Origin of the sequence: Mesorhizobium sp. Root554 (assembly GCF_001427025.1) — a bacterium.
In the GTDB taxonomy this organism is placed as follows: Bacteria; Pseudomonadota; Alphaproteobacteria; order Rhizobiales; family Rhizobiaceae; genus Mesorhizobium.
On the sequence record NZ_LMGA01000001.1, the window covers coordinates 2,918,703 to 2,933,171 of the forward strand.

A 14,469-nucleotide genomic window follows, 5' to 3' on the forward strand; every position below is an offset into this window, starting at 1 on the left:
AGATTTCCTTCCCGGGGGTGCCGCGCCATTTGATCCGGCTGCGTGCTTTCTTCTGTGGAGTGTGATCGATTAAGGCTACACATCGAAACTGTAAACCGCCAAGCAGCAGAAGATTGTTTTTGTGCAGAGCTCGATTGGGATGTCAGGCAGAAAAAACAGAGGGACTTGCGCACCCTCCTCCTCGCCGGGGAGGGCGCCCGAGCCTGGCGCAATGAAGCGGGAATCCCTGTGAACGACGAGACGCCGATCCGGACAGGAATCGCGGTGCCGGCTTCGGCTGCCGCCGGCACCGTCACGCCGATGATGGAGCAGTTCATCGAGATCAAGGCGGCGAACCCGGATTCGCTGCTGTTCTACCGCATGGGTGATTTCTACGAACTTTTCTTCGACGATGCCGAGAAGGCGAGCGCGGCGCTGGGCATCGTATTGACCAAGCGTGGCAAGCATCAGGGCGCCGATATCCCGATGTGCGGCGTGCCGGTCCATGCCGCCGACGACTATCTCCAGAAGCTGATTGCACGGGGCTTCCGTGTCGCCGTCTGCGAGCAGATCGAGGATCCGTCCGAAGCGCGCAAGCGCGGTTCCAAATCGGTCGTGCGCCGCGATGTCATCCGGCTGGTGACGCCGGGCACGATCACCGAGGAAAAGCTGCTCGCGCCTTCGGAATCCAGCTTCCTTATGGCGCTTGGCCGGGTCAAAGGCGCCAGTGGTGGCATTGGCGGCCTGGCCCTTGCCTGGATCGACATCTCGACCGGTGCGTTCCGGGTTGCCGAAACCACCGATGAACGGCTCCTGGCGGACATCTGCCGGGTCGATCCGCGCGAACTGATCGTGGCCGATGCCGTCTTCTACGATCCCGGGTTGAAGCCGGTCTTCGATCTGCTCGGCCGCGTCGCCAATCCGCAGCCGGCCAGCCTGTTCGATTCTGCTTCGGCAGCGGGCCGCATCGCGCGTTTCTTCGACGTGGCGACGCCGGATAGTTTCGGCGCCTTCTCCCGCGCCGAGCTCTCGGCGATATCGGGTATCATCGCCTATGTCGAAAAGACGCAGAAGGCGGAGCGGCCGCCTCTGTCGAGGCCGGAACGCGAAGAAAGCGGCTCGACCCTGTTTATCGACCCGGCGACCCGCGCCAATCTGGAACTGCTGCGTACATTGTCGGGCAGCCGCGACGGCTCGCTGTTCAAGGCCATAGACCGCACCGTCACCGGCGGCGGCGCGCGCCTGCTGGCCGACCGGCTGATGGCGCCGCTGACCGATCCGGACAGGATCGCCGCGCGACTGGATTCAGTTTCCTTCTTCCGCGCCGAACCGCGCTTGTGCGAAGCGGTGCGGCAGGCTCTGAAAGGCGTCGCCGACATGCCGCGCGCTCTGTCCAGGCTGGCGCTCCACCGCGGCGGCCCACGCGACCTCGGGGCCTTGCGAGCCGGATGCGAGGCCGCCGCGCAGCTTTCCGCCATCTTCGCCAAAGCCGAACCGCCCGTCGAGTTGCAGCGGGCGCTGGAAGCGATCGCGGCATTGCCGCGGCCGCTGGTCGAGCATCTCGCTCGCGCGCTGTCGGACGAACTGCCGCTGCTGAAGCGAGACGGCGGTTTCGTGCGCGCCGGCTACGACTACGAGCTCGATGAGATGCGGGCGCTGCGCGACGAGTCGCGAAAAGTCATTGCCGCCATGGAGCGCGAGCTGATCGAGGAGACCGGCATAAGGTCGCTCAAGATCCGCCACAACAATGTGCTCGGCTATTATATCGAGGTGACCGCCAACCACCATTCGGTGCTGGCGGGATCGGATGGCGCCAAGGCCCGGTTCATCCATCGCCAGACCATGGCCAACGCCATGCGCTTCACCACGACGGAACTGGCCGGGCTGGAAACCAGGATCGCCAACGCGGCGGATCGGGCGCTGACCATCGAACTGACCGCCTTCGAGCGGCTGTGCGCCGAAGCGGTAGCGGATGCTGCCAAAATCCGCTCCTCCGCCGAGGCGCTGGCAGTCCTCGATGTTTCGGCGGCGCTTGCGCTGTTGTCGGAAAGCGAGAACTGGTGCCGGCCCGCGGTGGATTCAAGCCTGGCCTTCGAAGTGGCTGGCGGCCGGCATCCGGTGGTCGAACAGGCGCTCCGGCGATCGGGCGAGGGGCCGTTCGTCGCCAATGATTGCGATCTGTCGCCGGAAGGCGACGGGCCGCATGGAGCGATCTGGTTGCTCACCGGCCCGAACATGGGCGGCAAGTCCACCTTCCTGCGCCAGAACGCGCTGATCGCGGTCCTGGCGCAGATGGGCTCCTTCGTTCCGGCGCGGAGCGCCCATATCGGCGTCGTCGACCGGCTGTTCTCGCGCGTCGGCGCATCGGACGATCTGGCGCGCGGTCGCTCGACCTTCATGGTAGAAATGGTCGAGACCGCCGCCATCCTCAACCAGGCCGGCGAGCGGGCGCTGGTTATTCTCGATGAGATCGGCCGCGGCACCGCGACGTTCGACGGTCTCTCTATCGCTTGGGCGGCGGTGGAGTATCTGCATGAGCAGAACCGCTGCCGCGCCATCTTCGCTACCCATTTCCACGAGATGACGGCGCTTTCCGGCAAGTTGCCCCGCCTGCACAACGTCACCATGCGGGTGAAGGAGTGGGAAGGCGACGTCGTCTTCCTGCACGAGGTTGGCAAGGGCGCCGCCGACCGCTCCTATGGCGTGCAGGTGGCGCGGCTCGCGGGCCTGCCCGAGGCCGTGGTGGCGCGCGCCCGAGAAGTGCTGCAGCAATTGGAAGCCGGCGAAGTGTCCGGCAAGACAGACCGGCTCATCGACGATCTGCCACTGTTCTCGGCTGTGCTGAAGCGTGAAGCGCCCGCGCCGAAGACAGCCGAAATCGTTGGCGAAGCGCTGGGCAACATGAATCCAGACGAGATGACGCCAAGAGAAGCGCTGGAAGCGCTCTACCGGCTGAAGGGGCTGACCCAAAAACCGTAGCTATTCCGGCACGTACTGGGCTTCGCCATTGCCGAACGACCAATCGATAAGCTCGTTCTCGGTCAGCACGATCATGATGTCCTCTTTACGAAGGCCTGCGCGCGTAACGAGGTTGTCGGCGAGAGCCCGGTAGAGCGCCCGCTTCTTTGCAACTGTGCGGCCCGAACGCATGGTGATCTGGATGATCACCGCATCTTCGCTGCGCTCGATATCCATGTAGGTCGGGTCGATCACCAGCCTGCCTGCGGCATGTTCGGTGATGACCTGAAACCGGTCCGCCTGCGGGATGTCGATGGTGGCGACCATCGCATCATGCACGCCTTCGGATACGCTTTTGGCGAAGGCCTCACCTTTGCCCGCGGGAACGGAAATCCGAACGAGAGGCATCTGCGCGTTCCTTCCAAAAGGGGAAATCCTACGCTTGGATAGATCGGTGCAGCAACGTCGATTGCTGAGAGGCCAGAAGGGCCGGACAGTCGGTCCAGCCCGAGTTCTTGCGCCTATTTTGGTGCGTGCGCGGCAAGCCAATCCTGCATCTGCTTGATCTCGGCCTCCTGCGCCTTGATCACTGTCTCGGCCAGCTTGCGGATTTCGGGGTCCTTGCCGTGTTCGAGCTCGACCTTGGCCATGTCGATGGCCCCCTGATGGTGCGGAATCATGCCACGCACGAAGTCGATATCGGCGTTGCCAGTGTAAGGGATGGCCATGTCGCCATGCATCTTGTCCATCGCCTTCCTGTAGCCCTCGGTCGAGGGACCATCGGCGGTGGTCGTGGTCATGCCGCTCATATCGTGGCCTTTGTGGTCCTGGGCCGGCGCGGTTTCGAGGAAAAAGGCAAGCAGCATTCCAGCTGCCATCAGCGCCAGCACGATCTTCTTGAATGGGGTCATGGAGGTTCCTTTCGAGGTTACGTAGCCCCGCCCTGAGGTCTATAATTTCAGCGTCCGCAGCCGCAGCGCATTGCCGATGACCGAGACGGAAGAAAGGCTCATCGCCGCGGCGGCCAGCATTGGCGACAGCAATGCGCCGGTGATCGGATAAAGCACGCCGGCCGCCACCGGCACGCCCAGCACATTGTAGAGGAAGGCGAAGACCAGGTTCTGGCGGATGTTGCGCAGCGTGCCTTCCGCCAGCCTTCTCGCCCTCACGATGCCGGCGAGGTCGCCCTTGAGCAGGGTGATGCCGGCGCTTTCCACGGCAACGTCCGCACCCGATCCCATGGCGATGCCGACATCGGCCGTCGCCAGCGCCGGCGCGTCGTTGACTCCGTCCCCGGCCATGGCGACGATGCCGCCGCGTTGGCGCAGCTCTTCGACAAGGTCGCTTTTCTGCTCGGGCAGCAGGCCGGCGCGCATCTGATCGATGCCGAGTTTCGCCGCGACGGCTTTCGCCGTGCGCCAGTTGTCGCCGGTGGCCATCACCACCGTGATACCCCTTTCCTGCAGGGCGCGGATCGCCTCGCCGGCGTTCGCCTTGAGCGGATCGGCAACCGCCACGAGACCGGCGAGCCGACCGTCGACAGTGACGAACATGACGGTTTTTCCCTCGGCTTGCAGCGCCTCCGCCGGGGGGATCATCGGCTGTGCATCGATGCCGAAATCGGCCAGCATCGCCGCGTTGCCGAGCGTCACCTGCCGGTCCGAGACGGTTCCCGAAACGCCTTTGCCGGTGATCGCTTCGAAATTCCCGGCTTCGCCCGGGCGGACGCCACGTTCCCGCGCGCCATCGACGATGGCTCCCGCCAGCGGATGCTCGGAGCCGACTTCGAGCCCCGCTGCCAGCGCCAGCAGCTCGTCTTCAGCAATGTCTTGAGCAACCACATCGGTCAGCCGGGGCCGGCCTTCGGTCAGCGTCCCGGTCTTGTCGACCACCAGCATGTTGACGGAGGCTAGACGTTCGAGCGCCGCGGCATCCTTGACCAGGACGCCGGCATGGGCGCCACGCCCGGTGGCCGTCATGATCGACATCGGCGTGGCGAGCCCGAGCGCGCAGGGACAGGCGATGATCAGCACCGAAACGGCCGAAGCGATGGCGAAGGCGAGACCCGGACCGAACAGCAGCCAAATCAGGAAGGACGCCAACGCCACCAGCGCCACGGCGGGGACGAAATAGAAAGAGACGCGATCGGCCAGCCCCTGGATCGGCGCACGGCTGCGCTGCGCCTTGGCGACCAACTCGACGATGCGTGCCAGCGTGGTGTCGGCGCCCACCTTTTCGGCCTGCATGATCAGCGAGCCATTCTTGTTCAGCGTTCCGCCGGTCAGGGCGTCGCCCTCGGTCTTCTCGACCGGAACCGGCTCGCCGGTGATCATCGATTCGTCTACCGAGGAACGCCCCTCGACCACTCTGCCGTCGACGGGAACGGCTTCACCCGGCCGGATGCGCAGCCGGTCACCGGCTTTCACCTCATCGCGCGGCACATCGGTCTCGGAACCGTCACGGTTAAGCCGCCGCGCGGTTTTCGGAGCGAGGTCGAGCAAGGCGCGGATCGCCGAGCCGGTTTGCTCGCGCGCCCGCAGTTCCAGCACCTGGCCGAGGAAGACCAGCGCCACGATGACCGCAGAGGCCTCGAAATAGACCGGCACCGCGCCGCCATGGCCTCGGATTTCGTGCGGGAAAAGCCCCGGAAACAAGACGGCGACCAGGCTATAGAGATAGGCGGCGCCGACGCCGAGCGAAATCAGCGTCCACATGTTCGGACTGCGGTTGACGATGGAAGCCCAGCCGCGCTCGAAAAAGGGCAGCGCCGCCCACAGGACCACCGGCGTGGCGAGCACAAGCTCGATCCATACGGCCAGGCCCTCCCCGATCCAACTGCGCGCCGGCAGGCCGAGCATCGGGCCCATGGTCAGGAGCAGGAGCGGCACTGACAGCGCCGCGCTCACCCAGAAGCGCCGGGTGAAATCGACCAGCTCGGGATTCGGTCCCGCGTCGTCCGCCGGAACCCCCATCGGTTCCAGGGCCATGCCGCAGATCGGGCATGAACCGGGTTTGTCTCGGATAATCTCCGGATGCATCGGGCAGGTGTATTGCGTTCCTTTCGGCATTGGGGCCGGGTCCGGTCGCTCGCCCAGATATCTTGTCGGGTCGGCTTCGAATTTCTTCAGGCAGCCTTCGGAGCAGAAGTAGTGTTTTTCTCCGTCGTGATGCAGGAAATGAGCCGCGGTGGCGGGATCGACAACCATACCGCACACCGGATCGCGTAGGACACTGCTCTCCTTTGCCACGGCTGGATGCGCCGCGCAGCAGGCGCTGCTTGCGGCATGATGATGATGGGAGTGATCGGACTGGGCCATTGGCATCTCGCTGTCGTTTCATCAGGAGATAGGGCTTCCAGTTACTGGAAGGTCAAGGGCTTAGAATCCTGATGCTTGAATATGAGCTATCGCTAAAATCTTAGCCGTTCCAATAAACGGAATTTAGCCGCCGTAGACTAGGCTCGGCGAAATGAATGAAATAAAAAAACGTATATTGGCCAAAACCTTGCTGGTCATTGGGCCGGCGGTCATCGCAACGTTTGCACTCTCGTTTTCATTGCGTCTGGCTTTCGGCATGCCGATCGACTGGCTGAGTTGGGTCGAATGCGCCGCCATCCCTGTCCTGGTGGGAACGCCGATCGCCGCTTTCATTTTCTCGCAGGCAGAGAGACTTCAGTCCGCACTTGCAGAACTGGGCGAATCACATCGCAGCCTCGTTGAAACGCATGACACGCTGGCATTCGTTACCGGCCATGACCGGATGACCGGGCTCCCCAATCGCGAGGTTTTCCTGCGGCGCGTGGAGGAAGTGCGCCGGCGCGACGAAGCCTACGCGCTTCTTGCTATCGATCCCGACGGCTTCAAGAGCATCAATGACCGCTTTGGCTACGCACGGGGTGACGAAGCCCTGATCAGGGTGGCAAAGGCCATCCAGTATGCCGTCCGTCCGGTCGACATCGTTGGCCGCATCGCCGGCGACGAGTTTGGCGTGTTCCTTGTCTCCGTGGGCCCGGATGAGGCGCAACGGCTGGCCGAACTGATCCGCCGCCAGGTCGAGATCATTCCATGGCATGTCGATGGCGCCCGCATGCCCGATGTGAAAGTAAGCGTCGGCGGTGTCCTCATCCCGCGGTGCAGCCCCTTCCGCATCGTCGACGTGCTGCGTCAGGCAGACCGCCAGATGGAGGATGCCAAACGGCAGGGCGGCAACCGCGTCGCTCTGAACCATGCGCTGCCGGCGGTCGCCTGAGTTCGTCTTTTTCTGCCCATACCCACGGACCGGAAAACAGGCTATAGACCGCGCCGGAAAAAGGGTCCGTCCGGCTTTATGGCGAAGATATCTCTCAAGCTAGATCATCTCATCGACGGCGACGCCCTGCGCCGCGACCTAACGGCGCTGACATCGGCCACCGGCGGCGACGGTGCGGCCGCTTCGGTCCGAGCACAGGTCCTGCAGGCGCTGAAGGAGAGAATGATTGCCGGTCGCAAGACCGTCGAGGACATGTTGAAGGAAGATGGCGGCGGCACCGCCTGCGCTGCCCGTCTTTCACATCTGATGGATGAGTTGATCAGGGCGCTTTACGACTTCGCCGTCACCCACGTCTACCGGGCCCGTAATCCTTCGCTGGGCGAGCGCATCGCCATCGTCGCCGTGGGCGGCTACGGGCGTGGCACACTGGCGCCAGGTTCGGATATCGACCTGCTTTTTTTGCTTCCCTCCAAGCAAACGCCCTGGGGTGAGCAGGTCGTCGGATATATCCTGCATATGCTGTGGGATCTTGGCCTCAAGGTCGGTCATGCCACCCGCGACATCGAGGACTGCATCCGACTTTCGCTCTCCGACATCACCATCCGCACCTCCATCCTCGAAGCCCGCTTCTTGTGGGGCGAGGAAAAACTCTACCAGGAGCTTGTCGGGCGTTTCGACCGGGATGTAGTGCGGCCCACCGGGCCGGAATTCGTCCAGGCCAAGCTTGCCGAACGCGACGACCGCCACGCCAAGGCCGGCGAAAGCCGCTATCTGGTCGAGCCCAACGTCAAGGATGGCAAGGGCGGACTGCGCGATCTGCAGACGCTGTTCTGGATCGGCAAGTATTTCTACCGCGTCCGCACCGGCGAGGAATTGGTCGACAAGGCCGTCTTCACGGACGCCGAATACCGCTCATTCCTGAAGGCCGAGGATTTCCTCTGGGCGGTGCGCTGCCACATGCACTTCCTGACAGGAAAAGCGGAGGAGCGGCTGCATTTCGACATCCAGCGCGAAATCGCCGAACGCCTTGGCTATACCAGCCATCCCGGACTGTCGGCGGTCGAACGCTTCATGAAGCATTATTTCCTCGTCGCCAAGGAAGTGGGTGATCTGACCCGAATCTTCTGCGCAGCACTTGAGGAGGAACAGGCCAAGCATGTGCCCGGCTTCAACCGCATTTTCCAGACCTTCCAGCGGCGCAAGCGCAAGCTGGCCGGTACCGCCGACTTCATCGTCGACAATCACCGCATCAACGTCGCTGACGACAAGGTTTTCGAGCGCGACCCGGTCAATCTGCTGCGGCTGTTCTGGCTGGCGGACAAGCACGGGCTGGAGTTCCATCCCGACGCGCTAAAGCTGCTCACCCGCTCGTTGAAACTGGTGGACCGGGCGTTGCGACGCGCCCCGGAGGCAAACCGCCTGTTTCTCGATATCCTGACTTCGGACCGCAATCCGGAACTCAATTTGCGGCGCATGAACGAAGCCGGGCTGCTCGGCAAGCTGATCCCGGATTTTGGCAAGATCGTCGCGATGATGCAGTTCAACATGTATCATCACTACACGGTGGACGAGCACCTCATACGCTGCATCGGCGTGCTGTCCGAGATCGAGCACGGCGACAGCAAGAAAATACATCCGCTTTCGCACGCATTGATGCCTGGATTGAAGGGCAGCCGCGAAATGCTCTATGTCGCGGTTCTGCTGCACGATATCGCCAAGGGCCGCCCTGAGGATCATTCGGAGGCTGGCGCCAGGATCGCACGGCGCATCTGCCCGCATATGGGCCTGTCTGCCGCCGACACCGAGACCGTCGTCTGGCTGGTCGAAAATCATCTCTTGATGTCGATGACCGCCCAGACGCGCGACCTCAACGACCGCAAGACCATCGACGATTTCGCCTCCGTCGTTCAGACGGTGGACAGGCTCAAGTTCCTGCTCATCCTCACTGTCTGCGACATACGCGGCGTCGGTCCCGGTGTCTGGAACGGCTGGAAGGGCCAGCTGCTCAGGACGCTTTACTATGAGACGGAACTCGCCCTCACCGGCGGCTTCTCGGAAGTGTCCCGCGCCGAACGGGCATCGGTCGCGCGCGAAAAGCTGGCTGAGGGCCTGTCCGGCTGGCCGGATGCGGAACGCCATCGGGTCGTCGGGCTCCACTACGAGAATTATCTTCTGGCGGTCGATCTGGCCGACCAGCTGCGCCATGCCGAGTTCATCCGCGAGGCCGACGGTGCCGGCAGGAAGCTCGCCACCATGGTGAAGACGCATCAGTTCGAGGCAGTCACCGAGATCACCGTGCTGGCGCCGGACCATCCGCGCCTTTTATCCGTCATCGCCGGGGCTTGCGTCGCGGCGGGCGGCAATATCGTCGATGCCCAGATCTTCACGACGTCCGACGGCCGGGCGCTCGACTCCATCCTCATCAGTCGTGAATTCGATCGCGATGAAGACGAACGCCGCCGCGCCGAGCGGGTCGGCAAGCTGATCGAGGACGTGCTTTCCGGCCGGGCCTGGCTGCCGGAGATGATCGAGAAACGCACCAAGCCGAAGCGCGGCGCCAAGGTGTTCCGCATTCCGCCCCGCGCCGAGGTCCGCAACGCCCTGTCGAACCGCTTCTCCGTCATCGAGGTCGAGGGTCTCGACAGGCCGGGGCTTCTCTCGGAAATCACCGGAACGCTGTCCGATCTCTCGCTCGACATTGCCTCGGCCCATATCACGACGTTCGGCGAAAAGGTCATCGACACCTTCTACGTCACCGACCTGACTGGCCAGAAGCTTGAAAACTCGGCCCGCGTAAAAACCGTTCGCGACCGGCTGACAGCGGTGCTGGAGGATGCGGTCCCCCAGCGCGCCGGCAAGGCCAGGGCGGCGGCGGAATGAGGGTGCGTCTTTCGAGGCTCGTCCGCCCGTCGATGCGGCCGCCCGACGCGTGCCGTGCGCGCACGCACCTCAGGATCGGGGCTGTTTGTTCTCTACGCCGGCAAATCTTCGTAGGCTTTTCAGGGCTTGAATCGAAGGGCGGAGGCAACGCCCGCTGCAAGCTCTACGCGAAGCGCATCAACAGTCCTCATCCTGAGGCGCGAACGGAGCGAGCCTCGAAGGACGCACTATGAGCCTCGTCAGAAAATTTGCCACGGTCGCATCCGGCACGCTGATGAGCCGGATTCTCGGGTTCACCCGCGAAATGCTGATGGCGGCGGCGCTTGGCACCGGTCCGATCGCCGACGCCTTCAATGCCGCTTTCCAGTTCCCCAACACCTTTCGCCGGCTGTTCGCGGAAGGCGCGTTCAACGCTGCCTTCGTGCCGCTCTTCTCCAAGGAAATCGAAGCCCACGGCCTCGAAGGGGCGAAGCGTTTTTCCGAGGAGGTCTTCGGCGTTTTGTTCAGCGCGCTCCTGGCGCTGACCATCGTCATGGAACTGGCGATGCCGCTGATCGTCCGCTACGCCGTTGCGCCGGGCTTTGCCGACACGCCCGACAAGTTCGCCATGACGGTGACGCTGGCGACCATCATGTTCCCCTATCTGATCTGCATGTCGCTGGGGGCGATGATGGCCGGCATGCTGAATTCGCTGCGCCGCTATTTCGCCGCCGCGGTCGCGCCGGTGTTTCTCAACGTCATTCTCATCGCTGTTCTGGCCTATGCCTGGTATGACGGCCAGGACGCCATCCGCGTCGGCTATGCCTTGTCATGGGGCGTGCTGGCGGCCGGCCTGGTCCAACTCGCCATCGTCTGGGTCGCTGTGCGCCATGCCGGCATTTCCATCGGCTTTCGCATGCCTCGCATGACGCCCAACGTCAAACGGCTGCTGGTGCTGGCGTTTCCGGCGGCGATCACCGGCGGCATCACCCAGATCAACCAGCTCATCGGTACTGCCATCGCCTCGGGGCAGGACAGCGCGGTGTCGTCGCTCGCCTATGCCGATCGCATTTACCAGTTGCCGCTTGGCGTCGTCGGCATCGCGGTGGCCATCGTGCTCCTGCCGGAACTGTCGCGGGCGCTGAAGGCGGGCAATGTGGTCGAGGCCGCAAATCTGCAGAACCGGTCGGTCGAATTCACCCTCTTCATGACACTCCCGGCAGCGGCAGCGCTTCTGGTCATGTCGGAACCCATCGTGCGGCTGCTTTATGAACGCGGCGCCTTCGCCGCCAACAATTCGACGCCGACCGTGGCCGCCATCCTGGCCATCTTCGGGCTGGGACTTCCGGCCTTCGTGCTCATCAAGGCGTTCACGCCGGGCTATTTCGCCCGCGAGGATACGCGCACGCCAATGGTCTTTGCCGCCATATCGGTCGCCGTCAACGTCGCTACCGCGCTCACCCTGTTTCCGTCCATGGGCGCGCCGGGCATTGCCGTCGCCTCGGCGGCGGCCGGCTGGGTCAACGCGGCGCTTCTGCTCGGTGTGCTGGTCCGGCGCGGTCACTGGGGCAGGGACGTGCCGCTGCTCAAGCGCATACCGCGCCTTCTGCTATCGGCCGCTCTGATGGGCGTGGCATTGTGGTTCGGCCAAGACTGGCTGGCGCCGCAACTGGCTTCATCCGCCCCGCTTCTGACCAAGGCGGTGGCGCTCGCACTGCTTTCCGGAGCCGGCGCCATTCTCTATTTCGCGCTTGCCTTCCTCACAGGGGGCGCCGATTTCGGCATGATCAGAAGAAATGTGAAGCGGGGGGCCAAGGCCGCCGAACCACCGCCGTAAACCACGGATATCTTGCCTATGGCTGCGTCATCGGTCATAAGCGCGTCCGAATTTGCCCACCGGGTTCCAGCAGCGTGGCCGTCGAAAAGTGTCAAACTTCTCGGGGTCATGCTCGACCGGCCCTCCATAAGCCAGGGAAAACAATCATGCCCTCCAGTCCTTTCCGGGAACTCGTGTTTTCCGGCGTGCAGCCGACCGGAAATCTGCATCTCGGCAACTATCTCGGCGCCATCAAGCAGTTCGTCGCGCTGCAGGAAAAGTCCGATTGCATCTACTGCGTCGTCGATCTGCATTCGCTCACAGCACAGCTGGTGCACAAGGATCTGCAGGACCAGACACGCTCGATCACCGCCGCCTTTCTGGCATCGGGCATCGACCCCAAAAAGCACATCGTCTTCAACCAGTCGCGGGTGATGCAGCACGCCGAACTCGCCTGGATATTCAATTGCGTGGCCCGCATCGGCTGGATGAACCGCATGACGCAGTTCAAGGACAAGGCCGGCAAGGACCGCGAGAACGCCTCGCTCGGCCTGCTCGCCTATCCGAGCCTGATGGCCGCAGACATTTTGGTCTACCGCGCTACCCACGTGCCGGTGGGCGACGACCAGAAGCAGCATCTGGAGCTGACCCGCGACATCGCCCAGAAGTTCAACAACGACTTTTCCGGCCGCATCGCCGACCTCGGCCTTGGGGTCGAGATGCAGGTCGGCGACGAGACGGTCAACGGCTTTTTCCCGATCACCGAGCCTGTCATCGGCGGTCCGGCGACGCGCATCATGTCGCTGCGCGACGGAGCGAAGAAGATGTCAAAGTCCGATCCCTCCGACCTGTCGCGCATCAACCTGACCGACGATGCCGACACCATTTCCAAGAAGATCCGCAAGGCCAAGACCGACCCGGATGCGCTGCCGAGCGAGCCGGACGGTCTTGCCGGCCGGCCCGAGGCGGAGAATCTGGTGGGCATCTATGCCGGTCTCGCCGACATCTCGAAGGAAGCGGTGCTGAAGGAATTCGGCGGCCGTCAATTCTCGGAGTTCAAGCCGGCCCTGGCCGACCTGGCGGTGGAGAGAATGGCGCCGGTGGCAGCCGAGATGCGGCGCATTTCAGCCGATCCGGCCTTTGTCGATGCCGTTCTGAAGGATGGCGGCGAACGGGCCGGCGCCCTTGCCGAAGCCACCATGAAGCACGTGCGCGACATCGTCGGGCTGCTGCAGGGTTAGAAGACACCGCGGCAACGCTGCTTGCCGCTGAGGGGCGGCAATGGCAGATTGCCCGAAACGGGAAGACAGCCAATGGTTTCAAAACGTCTCAGCCGGGAAGCCGGCCACCGGCGGAAGTTCCTGGCCATCATCGACGATACGCCCGAATGCGAACGGGCCGTGGTCTATGCATCGAAACGAGCGCAGACCACCAATGGCGTTCTCGTGCTTCTCTATGTCATCGAGCCGGACGATTTCCAGCACTGGCTCGGCGTCGAGAAGATCATGCGCGAGGAAGCCAATGCCAATGCCCGCGCCGCGCTCGACGGCTACGCCACCAAGGTCCGGCAGAAATTGGGCATCGAACCCGAACTCGTGGTGAAGGAGGGCAAGCCGGCCGACGAAATCCACAGACTGATCGAGGAAGATCAGGACATCGCCATTCTTGTCCTTGCCGCCGGCGCCGGCAAGGAAGGTCCGGGCCCCCTTGTCGCCTCCATCGCCGGCAAGGGCGCGGCTTTTCCGATTCCTGTCACCGTCGTGCCGCAGAATCTGTCAGACGAGGATCTGGAAAACCTGGCGTAGGGTTCCGACATGATGCGGGACGGTTGCTGAGGCCGTTTCTGCTTGAAGGCCGGACCGATTGGGCTTATTTAGAACTATTCCAAACTATTTGGCCCGCCATACGGCAGGCGTGGAGATCAAGATGTTCATCCAGACCGAGTCGACCCCCAATCCGGCGACGCTGAAATTCCTGCCTGGCAAGGAAGTGCTGCTCGAGGGCACCGCCGATTTCCGTGACGCCGGCAGCGCGGCCGCCGCCTCGCCGCTGGCGGGACGGCTGTTCGAGGTTCCAGGTGTCACCGGCGTCTTCTTCGGCTATGATTTCATCACCGTCACCAAGGACGGCCCCGACTGGCAGCATCTCAAGCCGGCGATCCTCGGCGCCATCATGGAGCATTTCATGTCCGGCGCGCCGGTGATGGTCAACGCCGGCCCCGCCGCCGAGACCAGCCAGACCGGCGAATTCTACGACAAGGCCGACGAGGAGATCGTCGTCACCATCAAGGAACTGCTCGACACCCGCGTACGGCCGGCGGTCGCCCAGGACGGCGGCGACATCACCTTCCGCGGCTTCGAGAACGGCACCGTGTTCCTGCACATGAAGGGCTCCTGTGCCGGCTGTCCCTCGTCCACCGCGACGCTGAAGCATGGCATCCAGAACCTGCTGCGCCATTTCGTGCCGGAAGTTCAGCAGGTCGAGCAGGTCTCCTGAACCTCCAAACCGCTTTTCTTTCGGGATAGCACAACAAAAAACCGGGCTTTGAGGCCCGGTTTTCCGTTTGGGACGTCCGTGTTGCCTGGACGGTCCGCGTAAGAAACTTTTGC

10 protein-coding genes are annotated in these 14,469 nt (G+C 63.4%); 7 read left to right on the forward strand and 3 right to left on the reverse strand.

Annotated features, from left to right (window positions below; translation table 11 throughout):
- Window positions 1-246 precede the first annotated feature (246 nt).
- Window positions 247-2,958, forward strand: a complete 2,712-nt coding sequence (gene mutS, locus ASD44_RS14270; protein ID WP_056116238.1) for a DNA mismatch repair protein MutS — start codon at window positions 247-249, stop codon at window positions 2,956-2,958.
- Here the strand turns inward: mutS and ASD44_RS14275 are convergent, their stop codons facing one another.
- From ASD44_RS14275 to ASD44_RS14285, 3 genes are all read right to left on the reverse strand, one after another.
- Window positions 2,959-3,345 (reverse strand): tautomerase family protein, encoded by a 387-nt coding sequence (locus ASD44_RS14275; RefSeq protein ID WP_056113248.1) that lies wholly within the window; start codon window positions 3,343-3,345, stop codon window positions 2,959-2,961. It lies immediately after the preceding gene.
- A 113-nt stretch (window positions 3,346-3,458) separates the two neighbouring features.
- Entirely contained in the window at window positions 3,459-3,848 is a 390-nt protein-coding gene (locus tag ASD44_RS14280) for a DUF305 domain-containing protein (protein ID WP_056113250.1), read from the reverse strand.
- A gap of 39 nt (window positions 3,849-3,887) precedes the next feature.
- The gene (locus ASD44_RS14285) at window positions 3,888-6,254 is read right to left on the reverse strand and encodes a heavy metal translocating P-type ATPase (protein ID WP_056113253.1); all 2,367 of its coding nucleotides are present in this window, start codon (window positions 6,252-6,254) and stop codon (window positions 3,888-3,890) included.
- A 151-nt stretch (window positions 6,255-6,405) separates the two neighbouring features.
- On the opposite strand from ASD44_RS14285, the gene ASD44_RS14290 reads away from it, so the two are divergent.
- The 6 genes from ASD44_RS14290 (at window position 6,406) to ASD44_RS14315 (ending at window position 14,356) form a co-directional block, all read left to right on the forward strand.
- Window positions 6,406-7,185, forward strand: coding sequence for a GGDEF domain-containing protein (locus tag ASD44_RS14290; protein ID WP_056113256.1), 780 nt, complete (start codon window positions 6,406-6,408; stop codon window positions 7,183-7,185).
- Between the two features lie 78 nt (window positions 7,186-7,263).
- Window positions 7,264-10,065 (forward strand): [protein-PII] uridylyltransferase, encoded by a 2,802-nt coding sequence (locus ASD44_RS14295; protein WP_056113260.1) that lies wholly within the window; start codon window positions 7,264-7,266, stop codon window positions 10,063-10,065.
- A 229-nt stretch (window positions 10,066-10,294) separates the two neighbouring features.
- Window positions 10,295-11,881, forward strand: a complete 1,587-nt coding sequence (gene murJ / locus ASD44_RS14300) for a murein biosynthesis integral membrane protein MurJ (protein WP_056113263.1) — start codon at window positions 10,295-10,297, stop codon at window positions 11,879-11,881.
- 146 nt (window positions 11,882-12,027) lie between these two features.
- A complete protein-coding gene (gene trpS, locus ASD44_RS14305) occupies window positions 12,028-13,101 on the forward strand; it encodes a tryptophan--tRNA ligase (RefSeq protein ID WP_056113266.1) in 1,074 nt (357 codons plus the stop codon).
- Between the two features lie 72 nt (window positions 13,102-13,173).
- On the forward strand, window positions 13,174-13,665 hold the full coding sequence (locus ASD44_RS14310; RefSeq protein ID WP_056113269.1) for a universal stress protein: 492 nt from the start codon (window positions 13,174-13,176) through the stop codon (window positions 13,663-13,665).
- 121 nt (window positions 13,666-13,786) lie between these two features.
- Window positions 13,787-14,356 carry a NifU family protein gene (locus tag ASD44_RS14315; RefSeq protein ID WP_056116241.1) on the forward strand — a complete coding sequence of 190 codons (570 nt, stop codon included), beginning with the start codon at window positions 13,787-13,789 and terminating at the stop codon, window positions 14,354-14,356.
- Window positions 14,357-14,469 lie beyond the last annotated feature (113 nt).

Excerpts from the sequence above, each read along its gene's own strand:
- ASD44_RS14310 (WP_056113269.1), top strand. The coding sequence starts at position 13,174 with ATGGTTTCAAAACGTCTCAGCCGGGAAGCCGGCCACCGGCGGAAGTTC.
- ASD44_RS14280 (WP_056113250.1), bottom strand. The coding sequence starts at position 3,848 with ATGACCCCATTCAAGAAGATCGTGCTGGCGCTGATGGCAGCTGGAATG.
- murJ (WP_056113263.1), top strand. The coding sequence starts at position 10,295 with ATGAGCCTCGTCAGAAAATTTGCCACGGTCGCATCCGGCACGCTGATG.
- ASD44_RS14285 (WP_056113253.1), bottom strand. The coding sequence starts at position 6,254 with ATGGCCCAGTCCGATCACTCCCATCATCATCATGCCGCAAGCAGCGCC.
- ASD44_RS14290 (WP_056113256.1), top strand. The coding sequence starts at position 6,406 with ATGAATGAAATAAAAAAACGTATATTGGCCAAAACCTTGCTGGTCATT.
- ASD44_RS14295 (WP_056113260.1), top strand. The coding sequence starts at position 7,264 with ATGGCGAAGATATCTCTCAAGCTAGATCATCTCATCGACGGCGACGCC.
- ASD44_RS14315 (WP_056116241.1), top strand. The coding sequence starts at position 13,787 with ATGTTCATCCAGACCGAGTCGACCCCCAATCCGGCGACGCTGAAATTC.
- trpS (WP_056113266.1), top strand. The coding sequence starts at position 12,028 with ATGCCCTCCAGTCCTTTCCGGGAACTCGTGTTTTCCGGCGTGCAGCCG.
- ASD44_RS14275 (WP_056113248.1), bottom strand. The coding sequence starts at position 3,345 with ATGCCTCTCGTTCGGATTTCCGTTCCCGCGGGCAAAGGTGAGGCCTTC.